General features: G+C 48.5%; 30 protein-coding genes. 24 read left to right on the top strand and 6 right to left on the bottom strand.

The annotated features are described in order from the left end of the window. Window positions 1-61: 61 nt before the first annotated feature. From cbiM to cobT, 8 genes are all read left to right on the top strand, one after another. Window positions 62-793, top strand: coding sequence for a cobalt ECF transporter S component CbiM (cbiM, locus tag IX31_RS11920; RefSeq protein WP_034458382.1), 732 nt, complete (start codon window positions 62-64; stop codon window positions 791-793). A gap of 1 nt (window position 794) precedes the next feature. Continuing rightward, window positions 795-1076: an energy-coupling factor ABC transporter substrate-binding protein gene (locus IX31_RS11915; protein WP_034458380.1), complete on the top strand. Its 282-nt coding sequence runs from the start codon at window positions 795-797 to the stop codon at window positions 1074-1076. Further along, window positions 1063-1740, top strand: coding sequence for an energy-coupling factor ABC transporter transmembrane protein (locus IX31_RS11910; protein ID WP_034458378.1), 678 nt, complete (start codon window positions 1063-1065; stop codon window positions 1738-1740). Before IX31_RS11915 ends, IX31_RS11910 begins: the two co-directional genes overlap by 14 nt. Before the next feature lie 11 nt (window positions 1741-1751). Next, window positions 1752-2561 (top strand): ATP-binding cassette domain-containing protein, encoded by an 810-nt coding sequence (locus tag IX31_RS11905; protein WP_034458376.1) that lies wholly within the window; start codon window positions 1752-1754, stop codon window positions 2559-2561. After that, window positions 2558-4093, top strand: a complete 1536-nt coding sequence (locus IX31_RS11900; RefSeq protein ID WP_034458374.1) for a cobyric acid synthase — start codon at window positions 2558-2560, stop codon at window positions 4091-4093. Before IX31_RS11905 ends, IX31_RS11900 begins: the two co-directional genes overlap by 4 nt. Continuing rightward, a complete protein-coding gene (gene cobU, locus IX31_RS11895) occupies window positions 4090-4632 on the top strand; it encodes a bifunctional adenosylcobinamide kinase/adenosylcobinamide-phosphate guanylyltransferase (protein ID WP_034458372.1) in 543 nt (180 codons plus the stop codon). The genes IX31_RS11900 and cobU overlap by 4 nt, the downstream gene beginning before the upstream one ends. Further along, window positions 4632-5375, top strand: a complete 744-nt coding sequence (cobS, locus tag IX31_RS11890; protein WP_034460034.1) for an adenosylcobinamide-GDP ribazoletransferase — start codon at window positions 4632-4634, stop codon at window positions 5373-5375. Before cobU ends, cobS begins: the two co-directional genes overlap by 1 nt. Window positions 5376-5480: 105 nt before the next feature. Then, window positions 5481-6533, top strand: coding sequence for a nicotinate-nucleotide--dimethylbenzimidazole phosphoribosyltransferase (gene cobT / locus IX31_RS11885; protein WP_034458370.1), 1053 nt, complete (start codon window positions 5481-5483; stop codon window positions 6531-6533). A 118-nt stretch (window positions 6534-6651) separates the two neighbouring features. Here the strand turns inward: cobT and acuI are convergent, their stop codons facing one another. Beyond that, complete coding sequence (acuI, locus tag IX31_RS11880; protein WP_034458368.1) at window positions 6652-7626, bottom strand: acrylyl-CoA reductase (NADPH); 975 nt, start codon at window positions 7624-7626, stop codon at window positions 6652-6654. A gap of 259 nt (window positions 7627-7885) precedes the next feature. On the opposite strand from acuI, the gene IX31_RS11875 reads away from it, so the two are divergent. The 4 genes from IX31_RS11875 to IX31_RS11860 are packed head-to-tail and all read left to right on the top strand — an operon-like array spanning window position 7886 to window position 10930. Further along, the gene (locus IX31_RS11875) at window positions 7886-8872 is read left to right on the top strand and encodes an ABC transporter substrate-binding protein (protein ID WP_034458366.1); all 987 of its coding nucleotides are present in this window, start codon (window positions 7886-7888) and stop codon (window positions 8870-8872) included. Window positions 8873-8881: 9 nt separating this feature from the next. Beyond that, on the top strand, window positions 8882-9661 hold the full coding sequence (locus IX31_RS11870) for an ABC transporter ATP-binding protein (RefSeq protein WP_034458364.1): 780 nt from the start codon (window positions 8882-8884) through the stop codon (window positions 9659-9661). After that, entirely contained in the window at window positions 9658-10416 is a 759-nt protein-coding gene (locus IX31_RS11865) for an ABC transporter permease (protein WP_034458362.1), read from the top strand. The genes IX31_RS11870 and IX31_RS11865 overlap by 4 nt, the downstream gene beginning before the upstream one ends. Before the next feature lie 13 nt (window positions 10417-10429). Then, window positions 10430-10930, top strand: coding sequence for a nucleoside deaminase (locus IX31_RS11860; RefSeq protein ID WP_034458360.1), 501 nt, complete (start codon window positions 10430-10432; stop codon window positions 10928-10930). Window positions 10931-10986: 56 nt separating this feature from the next. Here the strand turns inward: IX31_RS11860 and cueP are convergent, their stop codons facing one another. Then, window positions 10987-11526 (bottom strand): copper-binding periplasmic metallochaperone CueP, encoded by a 540-nt coding sequence (gene cueP, locus IX31_RS11855; protein ID WP_034458358.1) that lies wholly within the window; start codon window positions 11524-11526, stop codon window positions 10987-10989. Between the two features lie 537 nt (window positions 11527-12063). On the opposite strand from cueP, the gene IX31_RS11850 reads away from it, so the two are divergent. Together IX31_RS11850 and IX31_RS11845 are read left to right on the top strand one after the other, a co-directional pair. After that, the gene (locus IX31_RS11850; protein ID WP_034458357.1) at window positions 12064-12558 is read left to right on the top strand and encodes a putative pterin-binding protein; all 495 of its coding nucleotides are present in this window, start codon (window positions 12064-12066) and stop codon (window positions 12556-12558) included. 17 nt (window positions 12559-12575) lie between these two features. Next, a complete protein-coding gene (locus IX31_RS11845) occupies window positions 12576-14504 on the top strand; it encodes a putative bifunctional diguanylate cyclase/phosphodiesterase (RefSeq protein ID WP_034458355.1) in 1929 nt (642 codons plus the stop codon). Between the two features lie 45 nt (window positions 14505-14549). Here the strand turns inward: IX31_RS11845 and catA are convergent, their stop codons facing one another. After that, window positions 14550-15227 carry a type A chloramphenicol O-acetyltransferase gene (catA, locus tag IX31_RS11840; RefSeq protein ID WP_034458353.1) on the bottom strand — a complete coding sequence of 226 codons (678 nt, stop codon included), beginning with the start codon at window positions 15225-15227 and terminating at the stop codon, window positions 14550-14552. 286 nt (window positions 15228-15513) lie between these two features. Beyond that, window positions 15514-15858: a cupin domain-containing protein gene (locus IX31_RS11835; protein WP_034458351.1), complete on the bottom strand. Its 345-nt coding sequence runs from the start codon at window positions 15856-15858 to the stop codon at window positions 15514-15516. 70 nt (window positions 15859-15928) lie between these two features. Here IX31_RS11835 and fos point away from each other — a divergent pair, with 70 nt between their 5' ends. The 3 genes from fos to IX31_RS11820 are packed head-to-tail and all read left to right on the top strand — an operon-like array spanning window position 15929 to window position 17350. Beyond that, on the top strand, window positions 15929-16327 hold the full coding sequence (gene fos, locus IX31_RS11830) for a fosfomycin resistance glutathione transferase (protein WP_034458349.1): 399 nt from the start codon (window positions 15929-15931) through the stop codon (window positions 16325-16327). Window positions 16328-16380: 53 nt separating this feature from the next. Beyond that, window positions 16381-16785: a YybH family protein gene (locus tag IX31_RS11825; protein ID WP_034458347.1), complete on the top strand. Its 405-nt coding sequence runs from the start codon at window positions 16381-16383 to the stop codon at window positions 16783-16785. Between the two features lie 55 nt (window positions 16786-16840). Beyond that, window positions 16841-17350 (top strand): GNAT family N-acetyltransferase, encoded by a 510-nt coding sequence (locus IX31_RS11820; protein WP_034458345.1) that lies wholly within the window; start codon window positions 16841-16843, stop codon window positions 17348-17350. A 209-nt stretch (window positions 17351-17559) separates the two neighbouring features. Here the strand turns inward: IX31_RS11820 and IX31_RS11815 are convergent, their stop codons facing one another. Then, complete coding sequence (locus IX31_RS11815) at window positions 17560-18447, bottom strand: LysR family transcriptional regulator (protein WP_034458343.1); 888 nt, start codon at window positions 18445-18447, stop codon at window positions 17560-17562. A 131-nt stretch (window positions 18448-18578) separates the two neighbouring features. Here IX31_RS11815 and IX31_RS11810 point away from each other — a divergent pair, with 131 nt between their 5' ends. The 5 genes from IX31_RS11810 (at window position 18579) to IX31_RS11790 (ending at window position 22480) form a co-directional block, all read left to right on the top strand. Then, window positions 18579-19559 (top strand): aldo/keto reductase, encoded by a 981-nt coding sequence (locus IX31_RS11810; protein ID WP_034458341.1) that lies wholly within the window; start codon window positions 18579-18581, stop codon window positions 19557-19559. Between the two features lie 72 nt (window positions 19560-19631). Then, entirely contained in the window at window positions 19632-20405 is a 774-nt protein-coding gene (locus IX31_RS11805; protein WP_034458340.1) for an SDR family oxidoreductase, read from the top strand. A gap of 10 nt (window positions 20406-20415) precedes the next feature. After that, a complete protein-coding gene (locus IX31_RS11800) occupies window positions 20416-20727 on the top strand; it encodes a putative quinol monooxygenase (protein WP_034458338.1) in 312 nt (103 codons plus the stop codon). Window positions 20728-20804: 77 nt separating this feature from the next. After that, entirely contained in the window at window positions 20805-21689 is an 885-nt protein-coding gene (locus tag IX31_RS11795) for an aldo/keto reductase (RefSeq protein WP_034458336.1), read from the top strand. Window positions 21690-21838: 149 nt separating this feature from the next. Next, a complete protein-coding gene (locus IX31_RS11790; RefSeq protein WP_051880695.1) occupies window positions 21839-22480 on the top strand; it encodes a carboxymuconolactone decarboxylase family protein in 642 nt (213 codons plus the stop codon). A gap of 265 nt (window positions 22481-22745) precedes the next feature. Here the strand turns inward: IX31_RS11790 and IX31_RS11785 are convergent, their stop codons facing one another. Beyond that, window positions 22746-23444: an RluA family pseudouridine synthase gene (locus IX31_RS11785; RefSeq protein ID WP_034458334.1), complete on the bottom strand. Its 699-nt coding sequence runs from the start codon at window positions 23442-23444 to the stop codon at window positions 22746-22748. Between the two features lie 250 nt (window positions 23445-23694). Between IX31_RS11785 and IX31_RS11780 the strand changes: the two genes are divergently transcribed. After that, window positions 23695-24684: a Gfo/Idh/MocA family protein gene (locus IX31_RS11780; RefSeq protein ID WP_034458332.1), complete on the top strand. Its 990-nt coding sequence runs from the start codon at window positions 23695-23697 to the stop codon at window positions 24682-24684. Window positions 24685-25624: 940 nt separating this feature from the next. Beyond that, window positions 25625-26119 carry a type VI secretion system contractile sheath small subunit gene (gene tssB / locus IX31_RS11770; protein WP_034458328.1) on the top strand — a complete coding sequence of 165 codons (495 nt, stop codon included), beginning with the start codon at window positions 25625-25627 and terminating at the stop codon, window positions 26117-26119. Window positions 26120-26125: the final 6 nt, after the last annotated feature.

Raw genomic sequence — 26125 nt, 5'->3', positions numbered from 1 at the left:
CGCATTCGTAGGTCGGATAAGCGTAAGTGCCATCCGACATTAACGTCTCAAAGGAAAAACCATGGAATCGTTACTAAAAAAACTCTCGCTAAGCGGGCTGGGCATGGGGATGTTGTTGCTCATCGTGCCGCAAGAAGCCTTCGCGATGCACATTATGGAAGGTTTTCTGCCACCAATGTGGGCACTGGCATGGTGGATTCTGTTCCTGCCGTGCTTGTACGTCGGGCTGGTGCGTTTGCGCCAAATCGTAGCGCACGACAGCAACCAGAAAGTGCTGTTGGCGCTGTGCGGTGCGTTTATCTTTGTGCTTTCGGCGCTAAAAATTCCTTCTGTTACCGGAAGCTGCTCGCATCCAACTGGCGTTGGCCTTGCGGTCATTCTATTTGGCCCAGGCGTGGTGGCGGTTTTAGGCGCCATCGTGCTGCTGTTCCAGGCATTACTGTTGGCGCATGGCGGCCTGACCACGCTTGGCGCAAACGGTATGTCGATGGCGGTGATTGGGCCGGTTGTCGGCTATCTGGTGTGGAAACTGGCCTGTAAAGCAGGCTTTCGCCGCGATGTGGCCGTATTCCTGTGTGCGATGATTGCTGATTTAACCACTTACTTTGTCACCTCGATTCAACTCGGTGTAGCGTTCCCCGATCCGCACTTTGGCGTTACCGGCTCTTCGATGAAATTTATGGGGATTTTCTGCCTGACGCAAATCCCGATTGCCATCGCCGAAGGTTTGCTCACCGTGATGATTTACGATCAGCTAACCAAACGACAACTGCTTCCTGCCCGGAGCCAATAAGATGAAAAAGACCCTGATTTTACTCGCCCTGGTTGTGGGGCTAATGATTGTGCCGTTCTTTATCTCACATGGTGGCGAATACGGCGGCTCTGACGACCAGGCTGAAGGCCAGATACTCGTTGTTGCTCCGCATTATAAACCGTGGTTCCAGCCGCTTTATGAACCCGCCAGTAGCGAAATCGAAAGCCTGCTGTTTACCCTGCAAGGCTCTATCGGTACGGCGGTGATTTTCTACATTCTGGGTTATTACCGGGGCCGCCGCGAAGACCATGCTGGGGATTGATAAACTCAGCTACCAAAGCCGCTGGTGCCGTGTCTCACCGCTGCGTAAATTTGCGCTGTATCTGCTGATGATGGTGCTGGCGTTTGCGCTGCCACCCGTTGGACAGGCGGTTTTGCTGCTGGTGATTGGCGCATTTACCTGTTGGCTACTGCGGGTAGGGCCAGTGCGCTATTTACGCTGGCTGATGGTGCCATTGGGCTTTTTGCTAGTGGGAGTGGTGACGATTATATTCAGTGCGACACACCACGCCGAATCCTTATTGTGGAGTGTGCCACTCGGCTCGTTTTATCTGGGTATTGATGCACAGGGCATGGTGATGGCAAACCAGACTTTCTGGCGTAGCCTTGCCGCACTTGCTGCCACTTATTGGCTGGTATTGAATCTGCCTTTTCCGCAGTTAATTATTTTGCTGCAAAGATGCCGTGTGCCGCGTTTATTGATTGAGCAAATTCTGCTCACCTGGCGTTTTATTTTCATCCTTCTGGATGAAGCGCAGGCCATTCACCGTGCTCAGTCACTGCGTTTCGGTTATCGTACGCTGCCCGGCGGCTACCGATCGCTTGCTATGTTAGTCAGTATGCTTTTTTCACGCGTGCTGCTGCGTTACCAGCAAATGGTCACGACGCTGGATATCAAACTTTACCAGGGTGATTTCCACCTGTGAGAACTGCACCAATGCTGACAACCCAAAATTTATCTTTTCGCTATCAGGACGATACGGTTCTGCATGACTTAACCTTCGATTTTGGCGCGTATCCGGTGACGGGAATTGTCGGTAAAAATGGCTGCGGGAAATCGACGCTGTTTATGAACCTTAATGGTGTGTTGCGCCCCCAGCAGGGTGCCGTGTTGTGGCAGGGTAAACCGTTAAATTACAGTAAGGCTGGGATGATCGAGCACCGCCAGCGTGTCACCACCGTATTTCAGGACCCGGAACAACAAATCTTTTATACCGATATCGACAGCGATATCGCGTTTAGTTTGCGCAATCTGGGTGTGGATGAAGCCGAAATCTCCCGCCGGGTTGAACAAGCCATTCAACTGGTAGACGCGCAATCTTTTCGCCACAAACCGATTCAATATTTAAGCCATGGACAGAAGAAACGAGTGGCCATTTCCGGCGCACTGGTCATGGAAGCCGACTATTTATTGCTCGATGAACCGACCGCCGGGCTTGACCCATCGGGCCGCCAACAGATGATTGAAATCATCGCCCGGATTGCCGCGCAGGGTAAGCATGTTGTCATATCCAGCCACGATATTGATCTGATTTATGAAGTTTGCGGCGGTGTGTACGTGATGAAAGGCGGCAAAATCGTCGCAGAAGGTGAACCCGGTGAAGTCTTTAGCCAGGCGCAGATGCTGCAAGATGCTGGGCTGGTGCAGCCGTGGCTGGTCAAACTGCACAGCGAACTCGGTTTTCCGCTATGCAAAACTGAAACTCAATTGTTTAACGCTTTGCGCGTTTCAAAGGAAGCAGGATGAGCCTTGCAATAATGGTTCAGGGTACCGCCTCAGATGTGGGTAAAAGCATGCTGGTGGCAGGTCTGTGTCGTATTTTTGCCCAGGGCGGCCACCGTACCGCGCCGTTTAAATCGCAGAATATGGCGTTAAATTCGGGCATTACCCCGGATGGTAAAGAGATGGGCAGGGCGCAAATTTTCCAGGCCGAAGCGGCAGGGATTGCGCCAGATGTGCGTATGAATCCGGTCCTGCTTAAACCAACCAGCGACCGCAAAGCCCAGGTGATATTGATGGGCAAAGTTGCCACCAACATGGACGCCGTCACTTACCACAACTACAAACCCCAGTTGAAAACGCAAATCCGCGAGGTATACCAAAGCCTTGCGTCAGAGCACGACGTGATGGTGCTCGAAGGCGCTGGCAGCCCGGCGGAAATCAACTTACGCGACCGCGATATCGTCAATATGGGCATGGCAGAACTGGCGCAATGTCCGGTGATTCTGGTGGCGGATATTGACCGTGGCGGCGTGTTTGCATCGATTTATGGCACTATCGCGCTACTGCTGGAACATGAAAAATGGCGTGTAAAAGGCGTCATCATTAACAAGTTCCGTGGCGATGTGGCGCTACTTTATTCCGGTATCGAACAGATTGAAGCGTTAACGGGAGTGCCGGTATTAGGCGTCATGCCGTGGCTGGATGTCGATCTCGAGGATGAAGACAGCGTTGTTCTGCAACGTGGGAAATACGACGAAGTTACAGCGAAAGAGCTGGATATTGCGGTGTTAAAACTGCCGTATATGTCGAACTTCACCGATTTTAATGCGCTGGCCGCCCAGCCTGATGTGCGCCTGCGTTATGTCAGTAAGCCTGATGAGTTGCAAAAGTGTGACCTGGTGATTGTGCCCGGTAGCAAAAACACACTCGGCGATCTGCGCTGGTTGCGCGAAAATGGCCTTGAACAGGCGCTGCTAACACACCATAGCCATGACGGCGCGGTGCTGGGAATTTGTGGTGGCTATCAGATGCTCGGGCAGCATATTTACGATGAAGTGGAATCCGGGTTTGGCGAAATGCCAGGTATTGGCCTGCTTGATGTTGTCACCCGTTTTGCCAGTGAAAAAACCACGACCCGTGTCGCAGGTCAGGTTCAAGCACAGCTGCCAGGAGTTTTTACCGCAAGCTCAGGTACAGCACTACAAGGTTATGAAATTCATATGGGCGAAACGCAGCGCGGGGAAAATACCGTGCCTTTCGCCACCTTCACCGAGTGTAATACTCAGCCTTATCATAATGTTGATGGTGCAATCAGCGAGGATGGTCGTGTGCTTGGCACTTACCTGCATGGCCTGTTTGATAGTGGTGATTTTACCCGCAGTCTGTTGAATAGCTTGCGTCTGCGCAAGGGGCTGAATGCCTGGGAAGGTGAGGTATTCGACTATCAAAATCATAAAGAGCAGCAGTTCAATATCCTGGCTGACGCGATGCGCGAGAATATTGATATCTCACGTATTTACCAGATTATGGAAGAGCATCAGGAGCAATCGGTATGAAATTAGTCACGGGTGGGGCTCGCAGCGGTAAAAGCCGTCATGCCGAACAACTGGCGGCAAATTTTGAACGAGTGCTGTATATCGCCACGTCGAAAATTTTCGACAGTGAAATGGAGCAGCGAATTGCGCACCACCGCGACAGCCGCCCCTCGCACTGGCAAACCATTGAGCAATATCGTGAGTTAAATAGCGTTATTAATGAGCACAATGATGCCCACGAAGCTGTGCTACTGGAGTGCATCACAACTTTGATTACTAACGTGATGTATGACGCCGCCGGTGATAAACCGGAAGACGACTGGGATTTTGACTTGATGGAACAGATGGTGAATCAGCAAATCGACATTTTGCTGGCGGCCTGTGAATCAAGCCCGGCGGAAGTCATTCTGGTGACCAATGAAGTGGGGATGGGCATTGTGCCGGAAAACCGCCTGGCGCGGCATTTCCGTGATATCGCCGGGCGAGTAAATCAGCGCCTGGCACAGCGTGCCGACGAGGTGTGGCTGGTTGTTTCAGGGATTGGAGTAAAAATTAAATGATCTTCCGTTTGTTCTTCGCCACGTTGCAGTTTATGAGCCGCATCCCGGTGCGCGCTCGCTGGGCGGATGGTATCGAAACACACCAGTATGTGCGCGGCATTGTGACCTTTCCGTTTGTTGGCCTGGTACTGGGGGCTTTGGCAGGGGCTGTATTTACGCTGCTGCAACCGTGGGCAGGCTTACCTTTAGCAGCCATGGGTTATGTTCTGGCACTCGCATTATTGACCGGTGGTTTCCATCTCGATGGGCTGGCTGACACTTGCGATGGCATTTTCTCTGCGCGTACACGTGACCGCATGTTGGAAATCATGCGCGATAGCCGCCTTGGAACGCACGGCGGGCTGGCACTGATCTTTGTGATTGTGACCAAAGTGCTGGTGGTGAGCGAGCTGGCCCTGCGTGGTAATAATATGCTGATGGTGCTGGCCGCCGCGTCCATTGCCGGGCGGAGTGCTTGTGTGCTGCTGATGTACAACCACAAGTATGCGCGTGAACAAGGTCTGGGCAATTTGTTTATTGGCAAAGTGACGGGCACACAAGCGCTGCTGACGCTGATTGGCGGCGCGGTGCTGTGTACGGTTCTGCTGCCCACATCCGGGCTGCTGGCGCTGGTAATCACAATACTGGCGATGTATGGCCTTGGCCTGATGTTAAAGCGCACGCTCGGCGGGCAAACAGGTGACACGTTAGGCGCGGCTATCGAATTAGGCGAGCTGGTGTTTTTGTTGGCACTGCTGCGTTGATTGTCGGATGACGCTGCGCTTATCCGACCTACGAAATGAGCTGAGGTCGGGTGGATAAACGCAGCGTCATCCACCATTATTTATCCCGATTCTAAAGAGAAAAAAATGCAAACACTGAACTCCCTTTTGGCAATGATTTCTCCGCTTGATAGCGAAGCAATGTCACGCGCACAACAACATATCGACGGCCTGCTTAAACCGTTCGGCAGCCTCGGGCGTCTTGAAGCATTAGCGGTGCAGCTGGCAGGAATGCCAGGTATGAAAAATGGCCTGAACACTAAACGCAAATCAATCTTCGTGATGTGTGCCGACCACGGTGTATATGCCGAAGGTGTGGCTATTTCACCGCAAATTGTCACTGCTATTCAGGCGATGAACATGACGCGCCACAACACTGGCGTGTGTGTCCTGGGCGCGACTGTCGGTGCGGATATTCATGTGGTCGATGTTGGTATCGACAGCGATGTTCTGCCAGGTGTACTGGATATGAAGGTGGCACGCGGCAGTGGCAATATTGCGCAAGGCCCGGCGATGAGTCGTGAGCAAGCTGAAAATCTGCTGCTGGCAACCATGCAACTCACCATTCAGAAAGCCGCTGAAGGTGTAACGCTGTTTGGTGTGGGTGAACTGGGTATGGCCAATACCACGCCTGCGGCAGCGATGGTCAGCGTGTTCACCGATAGCTCACCGGATGACGTTGTTGGTATGGGCGCTAACTTCCCAGTCGACCAGATGCATCACAAAATTTCCGTAGTACGTAAAGCGATTGAAACCAATCAACCTGATGCAGCTGATGGTATTGATGTGCTGGCCAAAGTGGGTGGTTTCGACCTGGTAGGGATGACAGGGGTGATGTTAGGTGCAGCGGCTGCTGGCCTGCCGGTCGTTCTCGACGGTTTCTTGTCGTATGCCTCAGCACTCGCGGCCTGCCAGATTGCACCCGGTGTGCGTGATTACCTAATCCCGTCGCATTTATCTGCGGAAAAAGGTGCGGTTATCGCGATGAATAAATTAGGGTTGGAGCCGTATTTGCAAATGGGTATGCGTTTAGGTGAAGGCAGTGGTGCGGCACTGGCAATGCATCTGGTGGATGCGGCATGCGCAATGCACAACAATATGGGATCGCTTGCGGACAGCAATATTGTGTTGCCGGGCTAAGGATTCAGAGTCGTAAATCGGTGGATGGCGCTAATCGCTTATCCACCCTACAACGGCTAAAAAAATCAATCAGTTGTAGGTCGGGTAAGCGCAGCGCCACCCGACACTCACAGATGGTTTATTTCACTTTCACCAACGTGCGGCCCTGAATCTCATTGCTCATAAAGCTTTCGGCAACTTGTGGCGCCTGCTCCAGGCTAATTTCTGTTGTCGCAGTTTCATAGAAGCTCTCTGGCAATAACTCAGCAAGGCGTTTCCATGCAGCGATGCGACGAACTTGCGGGGCACTCACCGAATCTACACCTTGCAGGCGCACGTTACGCAGAATGAATGGCATCACCGTTGTTGGCAGTGAGAACCCTCCCGCGAGGCCACAGGCCGCGACACAACCTGAGTAGTTCATCTGTGCGAGCAGTTTGGCGAGCACATTGCCACCTACGGTATCTACCGCGCCAGCCCACACTTGTTTTTCCAGCGGACGAGTTTCAGCGAATTCACTGCGTGGCAGAATGCGGCTGGCACCTAACTGGCGCAGATAGTCGTGTGTGGATTCCCGGCCAGAAACAGCGGCAACCTGGTAGCCCAAAGCATGCAGCAGAGCGATTGCAGTACTGCCTACGCCGCCGCTGGCACCGGTTACAACCACTTCACCGCTTTCTGGCGTAATACCTGCATCTTCCAGCGCCATCACGCACAGCATGGCAGTAAATCCAGCGGTACCAACGATCATCGCTTTACGTGCGCTAAGGCCAGCAGGCAGGGGAACCAGCCATTCGGATTTCACACGCGCTTGTTCAGCAAGGCCGCCCCAATGATTTTCGCCCACACCCCAGCCGGTCAACACCACTTCCTGACCTACGCTGAAATTAGCATCATCACTACTCGCCACGCGGCCTGCGAAATCAATCCCCGGAACCATCGGGAAGTTACGGATGATTTTGCCTGTGCCGGTGATCGCCAGCGCATCTTTATAGTTCAGGCTTGACCACTCAACATCAACCAGCACATTTCCCAGATCGATTGCCGGCTCAGAGATTTGTTTTACCTCTGCCAGAGTCTTGCCTTCAACTTGCTCAAGTACGACTGCTTTCATGGTGATTCCTCATTCGTTGGGCCGGGTATTCCAGCCTAATTGTTTCTGATGCCCAACACGGTATACCCGAAGCACCTGAGAATAAAGAATACCAACAATATTCCTGTGTAAATGGCTGCTTTTTAGCAGGTTATAAGATTTTCATATTTTAACTTTTGGCCCTGTCACTCGTATGTTTGAAACAAAAGTTTCTAACCGTTGTGACAAAAGTTTCACATATGCCCGCGGGGCAGTTTCAGCACCTTCTGAGGAGATAAGCATGCGCGTCATTCGACTTACAACCGCTGTAGCCCTGGTACTGGCAAGTGCGCATGCGAGTGCGCTGGATAAGCTAAAACTGCAACTCGACTGGATGCCAAATGGCGGTGATAAAGCATTCGTTTTTGTTGGTGTCCAGGAAGGTTTTTACGCAGCCGAAGGGCTGGATGTCGCCATATTACCGGGCCGTGGCAGCAGCGACACGCTGACGAAAATTGCTTCAGGTGCGGCTGATGTGGGAACTGGCGGGATTGCTTCTTTAATGATGGCGCAGGCCGAAGGCGGTATTCCGGTGAAAGCCATCATGAGCATCTACTCAAAACAACCGGATGCGATCTACTCGTGGCAGGGCAGCGGTGTAACCGATATGAAAAGCCTGAAAGGCAAAACGCTTGGCATTCCAACGTTCTCTGCGTCTAACGCTTTATTGCCGATCATGTTGCAAAACAATGGTGTTGACCCCGATAGCGTAAAACAGATCAAAGCGGACCCGGGCACGTTGGTGCCAATGCTTGCGCAGGGACGTGTTGATGGTGTTGTGGTGTGGTCAACGAACCGCCCGAACATTGAAGCGACGCTGGCTCAGGTGAGTAAAAAACCGCTTGAACTGGCCTGGAGCGATTACGGCCTCGATGGCTACGGCTTGTCGTTCTTTGCTTCCGATAAGCTCATCAAAGAAAAGCCGGATGTTGTAGCGCGTTTCGTCCGGGCTTCCAAAAAGTCTATCGAATTTAGCCTCGCGCATCCGGATAAAGCCGCCGCTGACCAAAAAGCGATGGTGCCTGAAGCTGATGTTGCAATGCTGAAAGCCGATTTCGATGTCACAAAACCGCTGATTAACAATGAAATTAGCCAGCGCGATGGCCTGGGGCAATTTGACTCAACGCTCCTGAAACACACGTGGGAATGGGTGGCGAAATCAATGAAATATCCGAGCGATAAAGTAACCCCGGAAACTCTGGTCGACCGTAGTTTTCTCGCACAATAAGGGAATGTTATGCAGCCTGTTATAGAGCTTAGTCATGTCAATCAGACGTTTATATCTGCTGATGGTACCAGGGTTACGGCACTTGATGAGGTGAATCTGACGCTACGCCGCCACGAATTCGTCTCATTTATTGGTCCGTCAGGCTGCGGAAAATCGACCATTTTACGTTTGATTGCCGGGTTGCTCAAACCGAGCAGCGGCATGATTTCTGTATATGGCAAGCCGGTGACCGAACCGCGTGATGAAATGGGGTTTGTGTTCCAGAAACCGACGTTGCTGCCGTGGCTCACTGTGCTCGATAACATCACTTTTCCGATGAAACACAAGTATGGCCGCGTGGATGCTAAAGATACCGCGCGTGGGTATGAATTGCTGGAAATGACAGGGCTGACGCAGTTTGCCAATAAGCGACCGGCGGAATTGTCAGGCGGCATGCAGCAGCGTGTTTCTATTGCTCGCTCTTTGCTGCATGACCCGGATATTTTGCTGATGGATGAACCGTTTTCCGCTCTTGATTCACTAACACGCGATGAAATGAGTTTTGAGTTGATGCGTATCTGGAACGAACGCCCAAAAACTGTGTTGTTTGTCACCCACTCAATTCAGGAAGCGTTGCTGCTTTCCGACCGCATCGTGGTAATGAGCGCACGCCCTGGGCGAGTAAGTGAAATTATTGATGTCCCGCTGGCTCGCCCACGGGATGAGGAAACCCTTAATCATCCGCTGTTCCATGAGTTAACCGCCGATATCCGCCACAAAGTCTTTAGCCGCCGCAAGGAGCCAGCATGAAAGCGTTTCTGGAAAAGTACATCGCGCTGCTGGCGCTGGTGGTGGCAGTTTTGCTTTGGGAGGCGGCGTGTAAATTATTTGCCATTCCGGTGTTTATCCTGCCGTCGCCAACGGCCATTTTTGCTTCTGTGACTACGTTGGATGCCGGGCGCTGGGCGACTCATATCCTGGCGACATTGAGCGTGGCGTTAAGCGGTTTCCTGCTGGCAATTGTCATTGCGCTGCCGCTGGCTATTGCTATTGTCAGCTCTAAGTTGCTTGCCCGCCTGGTGTTGCCCTGGCTGATTGTTATCCAGTCCACGCCGGTAGTGGCGATTGCGCCGATTATTGTCGTCACACTCGGTTCCGGCATGCTGCCGCGTGTGGTGATCACTACGCTTATCTCCTTTTTCCCGCTGGTGATTTCCACGGCGACCGGAATGAATTCTGTGCCGTCCGAATTGCTTGAGCTGTCTAAAACATTACGTGCACCACGCAACCGCGAATATTGGCAGATTCGTATGCCGTATGCGGTGCCGTATATATTCAGTGCGCTAAAGGTGGCGATTACGCTATCGATTATCGGCGCGGTGGTGGCAGAGTTTGTCGCAGCCGATCAAGGCCTGGGTTATCTGATTTTATTCAGCACCTCATCGTTCAAAATCCCATTGGCTTTCGCCAGTTTGTTCTTACTGGTGGTGTGCAGCCTGACGTTGTATGGGCTGGTGAGCTGGCTGCAAAAACGATTGTTCCCGTGGAGCATCGACGCGAAATAATGAAGGAGAAAATATGTCAGTAAAACGTGGGCCTGCACCGAGTAAAGAACAGATTCTTCGCCACTTGCGCCGTTCCAATGCGGTAGCACACAGGGCGATAGCGCTTGGGCATCATCCGTTTGGTGCACTGTTAGTCGCACCCGATAACGAAACAGTATTGCTTGAGCAGTGCAATATCGACACGGTTAACCACGCGGAATCAACACTTGCGCGAATTGCAGCCACCAATTACACCGCCGAATATTTATGGCAATGCACACTATATACTGCCGTTGAACCCTGCTGCATGTGTGCGGGAACGGCGTATTGGGCGAATATCGGGCGAGTTGTTTTTGGCATGTATGAAAGCCAGCTGTTGGAAGCGACCGGCAACCACGAAGAAAACCCGACCATGAGCGTGTCGTCGAAATACGTCTTTGAGCATTGCCAGAAACCGGTGGAGTTGATTGGCCCGGTGCCGGAAATCATCGAAGAGACGAAGGCGATGCAGCAGGCGTTTTGGGCGACGCGGTAGAGGGATAGGTCGGGTAAGCGTTCGCGTCACCCGACATTCATTCGATATTTAAACGGTTAACCCTGCAATGGCAGCGTGGTTAAACAGGTCTGGCTGTCTTTATGTGTCGCAATCGGCGCGCTGGCCGTTTTACCCTGGTAACTCACTTCAATTGTGCCTTCCATATCACGTGGCAACCAGATGCCAACAAAGCCATTCGCGTGACTGCTCATCTTTTTCTGCATCAACACTTTGCCACTTTTGTCCGTCACTTTCACATCAAACGGCGTATTCGCAAGCTCTCCACGGCAGCCAGAAAGGCTGTGGTTAAAACACGGATGGGTTTGCGTCAGATAAGGTGCGAAAGACAAATAGAACTTATCGCCGAGCGGATAGCTGAACTGCTGTGTGCCGTCAGACAACTTCAATTCTGTGCTGGTGATGCCTGCGTTATACGGTAACGGTCGCGCCTGCGGTGAGCCATCAATCGCCTCAACCATTTGCTCGGTAGTTTTACCCGCTAAACCGTGTGCTGCGAGGAAGTCGGCATCGTTCTGAGCCAATGCTGAACCGCTGATGCCAAGTGCCAGTAATGCGAAAAGTATGCTTCGTTTCATTAATCATTCCTTGCTGAAAAGAGAGTGAGATTGACGCCGACTCTAAACCTTCCCGTAAGGGGAGGGTCAAAATGATATGCAAAACTTTACAGAGAGTAGGGGTATTTGGGAGGGGAATCCCCGCTGAAACTATTTGGCCGAACCGTTAGTACGATGTAGACCGTCATCCGCTCACCAGTCCTGTGTCTGTAGGGGAAATCATTTTTTAATGTCTTCATTGTGCCAGGAACGGAAAATTGCTTGCGTGAAACCCCTCCTGCCTTACAAATAAATAAACCTTTATATTGCTGTGTGTTTATTTACGCTGAGTAAACAGGTGGCTTTTATTTGTGCAGGTGCAACATTATTTTGTGTATATCAAATAACGGCATCGACCTTGCTTAATCAATATAAAAAGAAAATCATTCTTAACCATTTGATTTTAAAGGGTTAAAATGTTGGTAAAATGATTGCGTCAACAATAGTCCGGGAGCATATATAAATAGCACAATAACTAAATTATAATTCTTTAACATCCGGTTGATATACGAGGTCAAAATGCGATTAATTGTCATGCTGTTAAGCTTTGCGCTCTCCACCCAGGTCTGGGCGGGTGAATTTTCCAGACCTGCCGGTAAAGTCCTTTTAACGATGTCTGGTCATATCGAAAATACAAATGAAGGTGGGAAAGCCGTTTTTGATCTCGCCAGCCTTGAGAAACTGGGTATGGTCAGCTTTCAGACTACGTCTCCCTGGTATGATGGACGCACTACCTTTACGGGTATTCCACTGCAAAAGCTTATGGATTATGTCGGAGCGAAAGGTTCTGTTGTTAAGATCACAGCACTCAATGACTACACCACCGAAATCCCCCTCAGTGATTTTAAGAAATACAACGTTATCCTTGCTTTAAAAATTAACGGAGAATATATGCGTATCCGTGATAAAGGCCCGTTGTTTGTTGTTTACCCCTATGACAGCATGCCTGAGTTGAATAATCAGATTTATTATTCAAGGTCAGCATGGCAGGTCAGCAGAATGAATATTGAGTAAGGGGTCAGAAGACCAACATGAACAGAATTCTGGCTGGCATCATTTTTTTCCTTTTTATATCTACCGGATATATCTCTTTCCTTGTGCATGAAAGGCAACAAGAGTTACAGAAACTGACTCACTACACCGCTTCGTGGTCTGCTGCACAGATGGTTTCAGAATATTACCGGTTCGAATCGTTGCTTGGTCTTTACACTATCGATGAGACGATGACACTGGATGATGTACGCATGCGTCTCGACATTATGCTCAGCCAGAGTGATTTAATGAAAGAAGGTGACCTGAGGAGTTACATAGAAAGTAATAAAACTCATCATGCACTGGCTATACAGCTTGAAAATACACTTGAGTATCTGGATTCTCATCTTGAGAAAATGAGCCGCTCAGAACTCCAGGCATACCTGAAAAAAATGCAGACACTTGACCCGCAACTGGGTCGTCTGTCGTCGGGTGCTTTAGATAAAGATATCAACTCGATTAATGACGCCAACCTCAAAATTAAAATCCTGTACTATATTTACTCAGCGACGTCTGTATTGCTGATAATAATGAGTGCGATACTTGGTCTGCTGATATTTTATCAAAATAGAAATATTCTGAAGGCACATCTTCAGGTAAAAAGTCTTGCTGAAGCCCTACAGGAATCTAAAGAAAAACTGCAAGTCCAGAATGCAAAACTGGAGTATGACGTCTACCATGACTCTCTGACAGAGATGAATAACCGCCATTTTTTCTGGGGGAATTTAAATGAAACCATCGAGAACGCAGTAAAAAGCAATAATACTGTGAATGTGATGCTGTTTGATTTAGATCGATTCAAGGAAGTCAATGATACGTATGGTCATGATGTCGGTGATATGTTATTACGCCAGATATCACAGCGTCTGATTTCGATGGGCCTGACTTCCGATGCGCTTTATCGTTTAGGCGGGGATGAATTTGCATTTCTCTCAAGTGGCCTCACGGAGAGCAGTGCCGTTTCACGAGCCCAAAATATATGCGATGTTATCAGCCAGCCCTACACTATTTATAATACGATTATCAATATAACCACCAGTGTTGGCATAGTCATCTCAGACACTGAACGCCGCTCCGACTATCTCTATAAATTTGCCGATCTGGCCCTTTATGAAGCTAAGAAAGAAGGCGCGGGTAAGATAAAAGTCTTCCGGCAATGGATGTTAGAAAAACTGCAAGAAAGTCGAACTCTTGAGCATGATATGGCACTGGCGATAGTGAATAAAGAATTCGTGGTTTATTATCAGCCTATTGTCGATTCTTTCAGCCAGGAAATTTACAGCTATGAAGCCCTTATTCGTTGGATACATCCTCTGAAGGGCCTCCTGTCGCCAGACAGCTTTATTCCTGTGGCTGAAAAAACAGGAATGATTAACGAGATGGGGAAATCGGTGCTTGAAATGGCCTGCCGGGAGGCCGCTTCCTGGGTGATTCCGGCTAAAATTTCAGTCAATGTCTCTCCTGTCCAGCTAAGCAACAAAGCCTTTGCCACAATTGTACAGTCTATTCTGAACGAAACGGGGCTTCCCGCAGAGCGTCTTGAACTGGAAGTGACTGAATCCTCTCTCTTTAGTGAGAGCCATACGCCGATAAATACCCTTAACAGGTTGCGGGCTCTGGGGGTTAAAATCTCCATCGATGATTTTGGTACCGGTTATTCTTCTCTTTCGCGCCTGAGCAGGCTTGCCTTCGATAAAATCAAAATAGACAAGTCCTTTGTGCATTCGATATCGACACACGAAGACGCCCTTAATATCATCAGGCTCATCACCGGCATGGCGAAATCCCTCAATATGAAGTCCATTGCGGAAGGTGTTGAAACACAGGAGCAACTGGAAAGCCTCCAGGTGCTGGGCTGTGATTTCATACAAGGCTATCTGTTTGGTAAGCCTCAGCCTTATATCGATGGGAAAATCAGAAACGGTTAAAGAGGGAATGTTCTTTCTGCCTGTGCGTTCAGGGCTTCTGGTGCATCAGGCATTGAGTTCTTCTGAAAGGTGCTTGATGCTATTGCTCATCTCTTGTAACTCGTTGATAAGTCTCGCAACATGGAAGCCATCGCACACGGAATGATGTACCAGAACGGACAGAGGCAACAATACTTTTCCATCTTGTTTGTAATATTTTCCAAGAGTGAACATAGGGGAAAAAAAATTCTGCATGTTAGCAATGTTCATATTAAAACTGGTAAAACTTACCCAAGGAATAGCCGATACGAAAAATACATTTTCCCGAGACTCCTCCTTAGGCCAATAAGAAAGGTTATTACCATAGCGTGCAACGTCTTCTGAATAAACGCTCTGGAAGTGATGAATATTGCCATCGAAGTGGCTCCATAATGATGAAAAGGTCTCCGTTTCATTATGGAAAATGGTATAGCTTGGATGAATTTCATTCCATATGACTAGCTCATTATTCTTTATAGCCATACGGAACTCCGCATGATTGTTTACGGCTTTAGAAAGGAGGGAAATAATGGTAGGGTAAAATTTCCAGCCAACTTCTTTTATATGTTTTAGCAGCGCGGTAATATCTAACAGGACAGTTTGGTTAAATGTGCATTGAGCAAAAGACTGAAATACTTCAAAATGCTCTTTCCTTGCCCAACGAGATAAGTCAACAGGTGTATATTCCAGAGTTGTTTTTTTCATTTTTAACCTTTGTTTAAAAATTATATATCAGATCTTAGTCTAAGTTTTTATGAATTGAAAAAATATATGGCTAAAACCGTTATAGTAGCGAACTCATTCCGAGAGTAGTGCATCCTTATACAGGAGGGAAGTGGGTTTATAATAGTTAATATATCAGATAATAAAAGTAGATTGTGCAATCAACAAGTATTTTCCTACCAATATAATGTCGTGGAATATCTGCTTTTCGCTCAGATCTGCTCTAAGATCGTTCGCTGGCGACTCTGTGCCAGAAGCGGAACTGCCGTTATGAGGATGGAATATCTGAACGATCGCCTCGTGTTGTCGGGTGAGAGATTACAATAAATTCTACGGAAGATTGTCCGTCGTTTCTGGCTTGATGCTTTATCCCTGGCTGAATTTCTAATCCCTGGTGGGCCTTGATTTCATGTTTATTACCTTCAAGTTCCATCGTCAGGACACCCTGAAGAACAAAGAAGAACTGTCGGGAAACGGAGTGAAAGTGTCGTTTTTCGCAAGTGCCGGAAGGCATCTTTTCATGAATAATCAACATGTCCGTGCGGTTTAACAGATACCAACCGTCACAATTGTCACCCCAGATATAATGCTCCGCATTATCCTTTGAAATCATCGCTTTTCTCCTGTTTAAACGTGTATGCTTTTTGCTCATAACCGCCCACATCCTGCAGAAAAGGCTTCGCATGCTAAGTGGATTGAATCACATAACCATAGCAGTCAGTGATATTTCAAGAAGTTTTGATTTTTACGTCCACACGCTTGGCTTTACACCTAAGGCCAGATGGGCCACTGGGGCTTACCTTTACCTTGGGAATCTGTGGCTGTGTCTTTCTGCTGACATTGTTGCTTCGCATGAAGATTACACTCACTACGCCTTCAGCATCCGCAGCGAAGACTTTGATGCGTTTGCTGCTCATCTGAAATCATCGGGCGTGACAGAGTGGAAAACAAATAAGAGCGAAGGCAAATCTATCTACTTCCTGGATCCTGATGGGCATAAGCTGGAAATTCATGATGGCGATTTGGATAGCCGACTCGGTGCCTGTATGAAGCATCCTTATGAAAAAATGGTGCTGTTCTAGATTCGTATATTCGTTGGCGACAACGGGTTGGTCGCTTAATAAAGGAAATATTTATGCACTCACATCCGCTACGTCAGATCATTGAATCCTGCGATAGGGCTATCACCGCTAAAGATTATGACGCTCTGATGGGAAACTATTCCGAAGACGCTGCTCTGGTGGTTAGGCCAGGAATGATCGTCAAAGGTAAAGATAATATCCGCAAAGCCTTTATTGCCATCTCTGATTATTTTCAGGGGCAGCTAATGGTGGAACAGGGGGAGATGCAGGTCATAGAAGGTGGTGGCAACGCTCTTGTTATTATGGAAACGGTGCTTCGTTTCCCCGATGGTCATAGCGGAACAGTTGAAACCACACGTCGCGCAACTTATGTATTTCGGCAGGAAAGCGATGGTCGCTGGCTTTGCACCATCGACAATTCTTACGGCACGTCTCTTTTGGACGCTGATAATGCTTAAAATCGTTGCCGGACATGCAGCGGGTAGTCTCGTCAGAAACATGGAGAATTAAGTCATGGATTTCACTATCGGCCCCGCACAGCCTGAACACTTAGGCATGCTACGTGCTATTGAGCTTGCGGCTTTTGAAACACTGCGGGATGCAGGTGCGGTGACCGGTCAGGCCTGCGCAAGTAGCCTCGAGGAGCTGAGTGATTTCAGCCGCAACGGTTTGCTGCTTGCCGCCTGGACGCCTGATTCAGTTCCCGTAGGGTTTGCAGCGGGCAAGGTGGAGGATCAATGGCTGCACGTTGCTGAAATTGACGTGCATCCGGACTGGCAGCGCCACGGAATCGGCAGACGGCTTATGCAGGCGCTTCTGTGTGCCGGGCAGCAACGTGGCCTGGCGGGTGCGACACTGACAACGGACAGCATGGCCGCTTTCAATGCCAGATTTTACGCCACGTTAGGTTTTAATATTGTGGAAGGCCACGCGCGACCGCCACATCTGGCCAACCTGAACGCAGAGGAGATAGCGAAAGGTTTCAATCCGGCGCGGCGTGCAGTAATGTGGCTGATCTTTTAGGGCTTAGTGTAGAGGAAGATCTGCTTCTAAGTTATCGCCGCCTGATATTGTCGCTGTAGGCAGCTAAGTGCCAATAGCGGACATTACGAACCCGGAATGTTAGCCTGCAATCTGAAACTCAGTGTAGGAGGTGTATTAATCGGATTGTACTTAAGGCTCGATACATATGATTGGCAGAATTTATCCATGCACTAAGGATGAGTCTTAACTCATACCCTTAGAGCGTTTAAAATCAACTTGAATGCAGGAAGAGCCTGCCTTCTACTTGGATAATAAAGATGGTAACCAGGAAATGTGGGTGACCAGTCCTCAAGTACAGGTATTAATTTTCCCTCTCTGATATATTTTTGCACCACATCCTCAGGAGCATACGCCAGCCCGTACCCTGCAAGCGCCGCCGATAACAGTTGAGGCGAAGTATTGAATATCATCTGGCCGGATACCTGAACTTTCAACTCCTGCCCGTCTTTCTCAAACTCCCAGGCGAACAGGCCTCCGTGTGTGGAAAGCCGCAAATTTGCGCAGTTGTGTGAAGTCAGATCTTGTGGCGTTTCTGGCTTAGGATGTCTGGAAAAGTAATCAGGAGAGCCAACAACGATCATGCGAAAATCAGGAGAGATACGCATGGCAATCATATCTTTGGCAATCTGATCCCCGACACGGACTCCCGCATCGAAACGACCGGTCACAATGTCGATCAATCCATAGTCTATGTTGATTTCAAGCGTGATATCCGGGTACTCCCTCAATAACGTTGAAAGCTTTGGCCAGAGTATAGTGGTTGCCGCATGGTCATGAGCGGTGATGCGTATCATGCCTCCTGGCTTCTCGCGCAGCTCTCCCAAAGAGGTAAGCTCGGTCTCAATCCCATCATAGTAGGGAGCAAGATTGGCAAGCAGTCGTTCTCCCGCCTCTGTTGGCACTGCCCCCCGGGTTGTCCGGGTCAGAAGACGTATCCCCAGCCTTTCCTCCAGACCTCGAATGCTATGACTGATTGCTGATTGTGAAACGCCCAGGTGCGCCGCGGCCCGCGTGAAGCTTTTTTCACGCGCTACCGTAATGAAAACAGCAAGATGATTGAAATCCGTATGATTCATTATTAGTTCCACTCATGTCGGTTATCTGATTATGCCACTTCAGTAATGACCAGTCATTCCTTAGAGTATATGAACACCACCTAATCAAGCCGTGCTTGTGAGGTGTTCAATCCATAAACAGGAGACTCATTATGCAAAAGCGACAATTAGGTAACAGTGGCCTTGAAGTATCGGCAATTGGTCTGGGATGTATGGGACTGACCTTTGGCTACGGGCCTGCGACAGACAAAGCTGAAGCCATCAAACTTATCCGTGCAGCTTATGAGCGCGGCGTAACGCTGTTCGACACTGCAGAAGCGTATGGTCAGATCAATGAAGAAATGGTCGGGGAAGCTGTGGCACCGTTCCGTGACCAGATCGTTATCGCTACAAAATTCGGTTTTAAAGAGGGTAATGCAGCGGCGGGACTCGACAGTCGTCCTGAGCGTATTCGTACTGTCGTTGAACAGTCCCTTAAGCGGCTGAAAACGGATTACATCGATCTCTTTTACCAGCATCGTGTGGATCCAAACGTGCCAATGGAAGATGTCGCCGGAGCTGTACGCGACCTGATTCAGGAAGGAAAGGTGAAATATTTTGGGATGTGTGAGGCGGGCGTAAAAGCTATTCGTGACGCACATGCTGTTCAGCCGCTGTCCGCACTGCAGAGTGAATACTCTATGTTCACCCGTGAACCTGAAGACGTCATTATCCCGACGCTGGAAGAGCTGGGTATCGGCTTCATTCCTTTCAGCCCGCTGGGTAAAGGCTTTCTTACAGGAAAGATTGATGGTGCAACCACCTTTGCTGAAGGAGATGTCCGAAATAATCTGCCGCGTTTTGCTGACGAAGCCCGTCAGGCCAACAATAACCTTGTCGCCCTGATCGGTAAAGTTGCTGAGCGTAAACAAGCAACCCCGGCACAGATTGCTTTAGCCTGGTTGCTGGCTCAAAAACCATGGATTGCCCCGATCCCCGGCACCACAAAACTTCACCGTCTCGACGAAAATGTAGGCGGGGCTGCAGTTGAACTCACGGCCGCAGACCTACAGGAAATTGCAGATGTGCTGGCAAAAGTTCCCGTCCAGGGCGAGCGTTATAACGCTGCAATGATGAAGTCCATTAACCGCTAAGCCTTGCTTCATTAACCGGCGACGCCATGTCGCCGGTATCCTCCCCCGTATTCATTCTCAGAGGACATCATCATGACGACCCAATCTCTTAAAGGCCGTATCGCACTGGTCACCGGCGGAACAACCGGCCTGGGTTTCGGTGCAGCGAAGCGACTGATTGAACACGGCGCAACAGTCTATATCACTGGCCGCCGACAGAACGTGCTGGACGAGGCAGTAACCAAACTGGGCAACTCCGCCAGAGCTATATGTGCGGATGTCTCAAGTAAAGAAGACATGCTGCGTGCGGCTGCCACCATTAAAGCCGAACAGGGGCATCTGGATATTTTGTTCGCTAATGCGGGTGGTGGCCACGCCACGCCACTCGAAGAACTGACCGAAGATCAGATAGACAGCGAACTGAGCATAAATGTTAAAGGTGTTGTACTCACTATGCAGAGCATGCTGGACGTGCTTCGTGACGGTTCCTCCGTAGTGCTGAATGCGTCGATTACTGCAGATATGGGGTTACCTGGATTTGCTGTTTATGCCGCGACCAAAGCGGCAGTGCGTTCACTGGCTCGCAGCTGGACCACGGATCTAAAAGGGCGAGATATCCGGGTCAATACCATAAGTCCCGGTGTAGTCCCGACCGAGGGTTACAGCAACGAACAGAAAATGAGTGACAACGATATTGCCTCATATGCTGAGCGAGTTTCCGCAGAAATACCGGCCGGGCGCGTGGGCACCGCGGCAGATATCGCGGATGCGTTGATTTTTCTGGTATCAGACTCGAGTACTTACATCCGTGGCATTGACCTGATAGTCGATGGCGGTATGACCCGTGTTTATGCCGGTAAGAACTGAGGAAATGACGATGCAGAAAATAAAATCGGAAGAACGCCACATCATCTGTGAACTGCGATGTGAACCTGAAAATCGTGAGCGCGTTAAAGAGCTGGTCCTGAAATTTGTTGAGCCTGCACGCCTTGAAGCCGGTTGCCTTTATTACGATTTTTATCAAAAAATCGATGAACCCGACACGTTTTATATTATTGACGGCTGGGTAAACCAGGATGCAGTAACCAGCCATGCGGAAAACCCGCATGTTGCAGAAGTTATGTCATACCTGCAACCGCTGCTGACATTCGGACCTTCTGTCAGTCTCATTACCCGTGTCAGTGACTGATAAGGGTAACCCCTCGCTTTCTTATTCATGGCATCACGTATGCTTCCTCTAAGCCACAACGCTAAAAAGGGACTCAAATGAATGGTATAAATCCTTATATTACGTTGAATAATGGTGTGAAAATGCCCGCTCTGGGATTGGGTGTTTATCAGGCCAAACCTGAAGAAACTACCGAGGCGGTGAAGAAGGCACTGGAAACCGGATATCGGCTTATCGATACCGCTGCGGCCTATTTTAATGAACGTGAAGTCGGCGCCGGGATCCGTCGGTCGGACGTAGACCGCGACGATATCTTTATTGAAACTAAATTGTGGATTTCCGACTATGGCTACGATTCTGCTCTTCGCGCCTTTGATGTCAGTCTGAATAAATTAGGCATTGAGCAACTGGACCTCTGGCTGCTTCATCAGCCTCTGGCATCAGAATTTGAAAAGACCATTCAGGCCTATAAGGCGGCTGAAAAGCTGCTGGCCGAGGGGCGCGTGCGTGCCATTGGTGTATCCAACCTCACGCCCACTGAACTCGACAGATTGATTACAGAGACCAGTGTTGTTCCTGCGGTGAATCAGATCCAGGTTCATCCATATTATTCACAGGCGGAATGGCGTGCGGCTAACGACCACTATGGCATTATCACACAATGCTGGTCACCACTGGGTGGGTCTTATACCTACAACAATGCGGAGAAAAATCCTTTCGAAGATAAGGTAATCACTGACATTGCCAGAAAATATTCGAAGACGCCGGCACAGGTTATTCTTCGATGGCATCTGGATCACGGATATTCCGCCATTCCTAAATCTGTAAAACCCCACCGAATTGTCGAAAACTTCGACGTGTTTGATTTCAGGCTCACGGCTAATGAAATTAAAGCTATTGATGCGCTTGAAACAGGCGTTCGTGGCGGCCCGGATCCCGACTCACTGGATCTGGCAACCTATGGTTTCCAGATCCCTGACTGATGATTTTCCAGTGTAATGACAAAGGTGCGTAAATGCGCCTTTGTCATGGTAGTGGGTGAGCGCTAAACCGCTGCGATGCAGGCGACCATCACACATTAACTTAGCTGATTAAAGGCCGGAAAACTGCTCCGCCTCAAAGGGATCATTCTATGAAAGTTACAGAGCTGACGAGTCGCCAGCAGGCGATCGCTCCAATTTCTGCATTCACTGCGTTGAGCGATAATCATAAACTGAGAGCCGCACTGGAAGCAGGCTTACATGCTGGCCTGATTATTAACGACATAAAAGAAATACTGGTACAGCTTTATGCTTACCTTGGTTTTCCACGTGCGCTTAACGCACTTGGAACCTTTATGACCCTTGTGAATGAACGAAAAGAACAGGGTATAAATGATATTGCAGGTTCCGAAGCCAGCCCGCTGCCTGCTGGCCGATCCCTCCTTGAACTGGGCACATCTGTGCAGACATACCTGATAGGTGTGCCAGCCAAAGGGCCTGTATTCGATTTTGCTCCTGCTATTGATACGTACCTGAAAGAACATCTGTTTGGTGACATTTTTGGACGGGACAACCTCAGTTATGAAGATCGTGAGATTGCCACCCTTGGCGCACTTGCAGGCCTGGAAGGCGTTGAGCCGCAGCTAATGTCCCATTTCAACATTTCTTTAAACATTGGTTTGACTGAAACGCAATTAAGGGGGGTGATCGTCGCCCTTGAAAATTCGGCCTGTCCGGTCGTCGCTCAACGTGCAACGTCAGCCCTTGAGAAGGTGCTGGCAGCCAGTAAGTAAAATCTATGCAGCTTCTCTCTGTAGCGCACTAGCTGCGTAATGGCATGATTATTAAAAAACAGTGAGGCCGATTTGATGGCTTTCGCGACGTGATCTCGTAAGCCCTGACCTAAAGGAATATGGCAATAATCTGGAATGCGGGCCCATGCCTTTAATGACTTAAAAATAAAGGCATGTCCTGACAAAGTCAGCAGGGCTTTCGATGCAATGTCCGCTGTTCGCTCAAAGCAGACACAAATCCAACTTGAGTAGTATTAACCCCTCCTCAAAACAAACTCTCATTGCGCGCTCTGATCCACTCCCCACTAGCCGGATGAACAAAATGCAGCTCGCTGGCATGCAGCATCAGTCGGGGAGTTTGTTCGGTGCCCGGTAGCAGTAAACCGCCATATAGGTCACAGCCCAAAATAGGGTGGCCTAACTGCTGGCAATGGATGCGCAGTTGATGAGTACGCCCTGTTTCCGGGGTTAGTTCAACGCGTGTTAATGGCATTAACGTCCCGTTTTCAAGTTCGTGATAAAAGCGTTCAATAACACGATAGCCAGAGCGTGCAGGTTTGCCGTTGATTGCGCAAATCGACATCAGCGGGAAAAGCGCCGGGTCTTTGGCAATCGGTGCATCTATCACCCCTTCGTTGTTGTCCAGGTGCCCGCAGAGCAGTGCGCTGTATACTTTGGTCACCGCGCGCTGGCTGAATTGCTGGCAAATGGCTGCATTAATAGCCTTATTACGGGCAATCACCATCAGCCCGGAAGTACCGAAATCCAGGCGGTGGACCAAAGTGCAGCCGGGAAATGTCTTAACTAATCGATGATGCACCGAATCGAGATTTTGCGGGTTTTTCCCTGAGAGGCTGAGCAGCCCGGAGGGTTTGTTGATAAGCACCAGGTGCTCATCCTGATAGAGTATCTCTACCTTGTCATGGCAGGGCGGAGCAATAAAGGTATCGATAATCGTAGACATCAGGCTGCCTGGAGGGTGAGTGGGAGCGGATAATAACGAATTTTAAATCGACTGGCGAATCTGGCCCCATTGACTGATATTTCAAGCGCATGACTGAATAAGAATATGAACAGTTAGCGTGTAGTGGGTATGAACTTTGATCGGACCTGGTGGTTTCTATTTGAGAATAACTCATTGAAATTAAGGTGTTTCAGCGTTAGTTTGGAATGTAGGGTTATTTATCAAATTAAAATAGTGAATGGTAATTAATATGAAAAAAATTCGTTGGGGCATCATTGGTACGGGAACGATCGCTAAAAAATTCGCAGGCACGTTGGGATATTTGTCAGATGAGTGTGAATTTGTTGGTGTGGCATCACGCTCCATTAAAAAAGCAGAAGATTTTGCTACGCAATATGGTGCGAAGAAGGCATTTGGCAGTTATCAGGAACTGGCGCAGAGTGCTGATATAGATGCAGTGTATATCGCAACGCCACACAATTCACATTACGAAAATAGCTTACTGTGCTTAAAAAATAACAAACACGTTTTATGTGAAAAAAGCTTCACTATCGATGTAAAGCAGGCTGAGCATCTATTTAAACAAGCATCTGATAATGGCTTGTTTATTATGGAAGCGTTCTGGACGAAATTCTTACCGGCATATACTGAAATACATAAAATTTTAAACAGCGGTCAACTGGGTGATGTGGTTAATATAGCCGCAGATTTTGGTATCAATCCGCCAGGTAGCAGGAGTGATCGTAAAATAAACCCTGAGCTTGCGGGTGGTGCACTTTATGATGTGGGGATTTACGTTATTGGTATTACATGCATGTTGTTGGGCTATGAACCTCAAAAAGTAGTCTCTAACGCCGTGTTATCTGACGGTGGAGTTGATCTGTCAAGTTTCTATTATATGCAGTATGAAAGTGAGCAAGTTGCTTTGCTAAGCTCATCAGTAGAAGCATTATCACGCCAGCAAGCGGTTATTCAATGTAAAAATGGCTACATTGTTATAGATACGCCGCATGCTGCAAATGGTTTTACTGTTTACCAGAATGAAAATAAAAAAGAGTATAACTTCCCGTTTGATTTTGATGGCTTTGAGTATCAGTTAAGGCATTCCAACGATTGTATTCGTCAGGGGAAAACGGCAAGTGACATAATGAAACCGCAAGACACAATCGCCGTATTAAAAATTATGGATAATATGCGTAAAGAATGGGGAATGAAGTTCCCCTTTGAAATCCAGGTTTAGCCAATTAGTAAAAATCCGGAAGTGAGTTTTCATTTTCGGATCGACAAAAACAAAAAAGCCCCGTACGGGGAGTGGACTGCACCCCAAAAGTTGGACACACAACTGAGTAAGGTGCATTTTTTATGGCAACGCCAAACTATTCTCTCGGACCAGAATATAACCGTTTTCGAAAGCCCCTGGCTTCTTGCCGCCAGCTTGACTTCTGCCTCTGTGCGCCCCAGCGTGAGCGGTGATTTGGCTTGTCGTGATCTGTATGACGCAACGATAGCATCTACAATACAGTACTGGAACGAGACACCCTGTCCGGAGTGACGTCGGGTGGATTATGTATTGTGAATTCATTCTGCCTACGAAGCACTGATACTGATCGTTTATTGAACAGTAAAAGCCTCTTTTATTTCAGATATGGAGGCGTGATGGTTGCGCTGCAATAGGCATCAAGACGCCTATAGTCGGATTTGACGTTATTTTGTATTTAAGATGTATTTGGAAATAATAGTGATGAAATAATCCAGAAAGTAATGTGCTTTAAATTAGAATGGTGATTTTGAATAATATGGTTCGGGTCGGGATTGAAAATAATTATATAAATAAAAAATATGAATTTGAGTGGATGCATTTGCGTCATGAATTAACTAGATAATTTTAGTTGATTTTAACTATTATTTAGTAATTGTCTAAATACTGTTTAAATGGATTTTCAACGTAAAAAATTTTTTTTGATTTTTGTCAAACAAATAATACACTTCCGTGTTGTTTTTTATGTTCGTGTTAAAACGTGTGAGTGAAAATTCCGAAAAAACACTTTTTAATTTTTGACTGTTCATTTGTTTATTTTTCAATGATAACTTATCTGAAAACATCTTCCCGTTTTATATATATATGACGTGAGCAAAATAGGCTCGCCGTATTCTTTTGCCCTTCAAAAGGACCTAACGAAATGTCTAATTCTTTCCAGAATGAGATTCCAAAAGCGCGCGTTAATATCAAGCTAGACGTACATACCGGGGGCGCTCAAAAGAAAGTTGAGCTGCCATTGAAGTTGGTGGTGATGGGGGATTACAGCAACGGTAAAGAAAATCGTCCGCTGTCTGAACGTGAGAAGATCAACATCAACAAGAATAATTTCAATAGCGTTCTTGCCGAATTCTCGCCGTCCCTGAATCTTACCGTTGAAAATACCCTCGCCGCTGACGGCTCCGAAGAAAACGTCACACTCAATTTTAACGAGATGAAAGACTTCGAACCGGAGCAGGTGGCCCGCCAAATCCCTCAACTGCGCGCCATGTTGGCGATGCGCAATCTGCTGCGCGACCTTAAATCCAACCTGCTCGATAACGTCACCTTCCGTAAAGAGCTCGAAAGCATCCTGAAAGATCCGACTCTCAGCGATGAACTGCGCGACGAACTGAATGCCCTGGCGCCGAAGGCGTAATTCCTC

The sequence above is a fragment of the Buttiauxella noackiae genome (assembly GCF_000737905.1).
In the GTDB taxonomy this organism is placed as follows: domain Bacteria; phylum Pseudomonadota; class Gammaproteobacteria; order Enterobacterales; family Enterobacteriaceae; genus Buttiauxella; species Buttiauxella noackiae.
Note: the sequence above shows the minus strand (reverse complement) of the source record. Positions and strands in the feature narration are given on the sequence as shown.

Coding starts and splice junctions, on each gene's coding strand:
- cbiM (WP_034458382.1), top strand. CDS start 62: ATGGAATCGTTACTAAAAAAACTCTCGCTAAGCGGGCTGGGCATGGGG.
- IX31_RS11795 (WP_034458336.1), top strand. CDS start 20,805: ATGAATGGTATAAATCCTTATATTACGTTGAATAATGGTGTGAAAATG.
- IX31_RS11820 (WP_034458345.1), top strand. CDS start 16,841: ATGGATTTCACTATCGGCCCCGCACAGCCTGAACACTTAGGCATGCTA.
- IX31_RS11815 (WP_034458343.1), bottom strand. CDS start 18,447: ATGAATCATACGGATTTCAATCATCTTGCTGTTTTCATTACGGTAGCG.
- IX31_RS11870 (WP_034458364.1), top strand. CDS start 8,882: ATGCAGCCTGTTATAGAGCTTAGTCATGTCAATCAGACGTTTATATCT.
- IX31_RS11790 (WP_051880695.1), top strand. CDS start 21,839: ATGAAAGTTACAGAGCTGACGAGTCGCCAGCAGGCGATCGCTCCAATT.
- IX31_RS11865 (WP_034458362.1), top strand. CDS start 9,658: ATGAAAGCGTTTCTGGAAAAGTACATCGCGCTGCTGGCGCTGGTGGTG.
- IX31_RS11905 (WP_034458376.1), top strand. CDS start 1,752: ATGCTGACAACCCAAAATTTATCTTTTCGCTATCAGGACGATACGGTT.
- IX31_RS11900 (WP_034458374.1), top strand. CDS start 2,558: ATGAGCCTTGCAATAATGGTTCAGGGTACCGCCTCAGATGTGGGTAAA.
- IX31_RS11845 (WP_034458355.1), top strand. CDS start 12,576: ATGAACAGAATTCTGGCTGGCATCATTTTTTTCCTTTTTATATCTACC.
- IX31_RS11780 (WP_034458332.1), top strand. CDS start 23,695: ATGAAAAAAATTCGTTGGGGCATCATTGGTACGGGAACGATCGCTAAA.
- IX31_RS11785 (WP_034458334.1), bottom strand. CDS start 23,444: ATGTCTACGATTATCGATACCTTTATTGCTCCGCCCTGCCATGACAAG.
- IX31_RS11850 (WP_034458357.1), top strand. CDS start 12,064: ATGCGATTAATTGTCATGCTGTTAAGCTTTGCGCTCTCCACCCAGGTC.
- cueP (WP_034458358.1), bottom strand. CDS start 11,526: ATGAAACGAAGCATACTTTTCGCATTACTGGCACTTGGCATCAGCGGT.
- cobU (WP_034458372.1), top strand. CDS start 4,090: ATGAAATTAGTCACGGGTGGGGCTCGCAGCGGTAAAAGCCGTCATGCC.
- IX31_RS11915 (WP_034458380.1), top strand. CDS start 795: ATGAAAAAGACCCTGATTTTACTCGCCCTGGTTGTGGGGCTAATGATT.
- IX31_RS11800 (WP_034458338.1), top strand. CDS start 20,416: ATGCAGAAAATAAAATCGGAAGAACGCCACATCATCTGTGAACTGCGA.
- IX31_RS11910 (WP_034458378.1), top strand. CDS start 1,063: ATGCTGGGGATTGATAAACTCAGCTACCAAAGCCGCTGGTGCCGTGTC.
- IX31_RS11875 (WP_034458366.1), top strand. CDS start 7,886: ATGCGCGTCATTCGACTTACAACCGCTGTAGCCCTGGTACTGGCAAGT.
- IX31_RS11825 (WP_034458347.1), top strand. CDS start 16,381: ATGCACTCACATCCGCTACGTCAGATCATTGAATCCTGCGATAGGGCT.
- tssB (WP_034458328.1), top strand. CDS start 25,625: ATGTCTAATTCTTTCCAGAATGAGATTCCAAAAGCGCGCGTTAATATC.
- IX31_RS11860 (WP_034458360.1), top strand. CDS start 10,430: ATGTCAGTAAAACGTGGGCCTGCACCGAGTAAAGAACAGATTCTTCGC.
- IX31_RS11805 (WP_034458340.1), top strand. CDS start 19,632: ATGACGACCCAATCTCTTAAAGGCCGTATCGCACTGGTCACCGGCGGA.
- catA (WP_034458353.1), bottom strand. CDS start 15,227: ATGAAAAAAACAACTCTGGAATATACACCTGTTGACTTATCTCGTTGG.
- IX31_RS11835 (WP_034458351.1), bottom strand. CDS start 15,858: ATGATTTCAAAGGATAATGCGGAGCATTATATCTGGGGTGACAATTGT.
- IX31_RS11810 (WP_034458341.1), top strand. CDS start 18,579: ATGCAAAAGCGACAATTAGGTAACAGTGGCCTTGAAGTATCGGCAATT.
- acuI (WP_034458368.1), bottom strand. CDS start 7,626: ATGAAAGCAGTCGTACTTGAGCAAGTTGAAGGCAAGACTCTGGCAGAG.
- fos (WP_034458349.1), top strand. CDS start 15,929: ATGCTAAGTGGATTGAATCACATAACCATAGCAGTCAGTGATATTTCA.
- cobT (WP_034458370.1), top strand. CDS start 5,481: ATGCAAACACTGAACTCCCTTTTGGCAATGATTTCTCCGCTTGATAGC.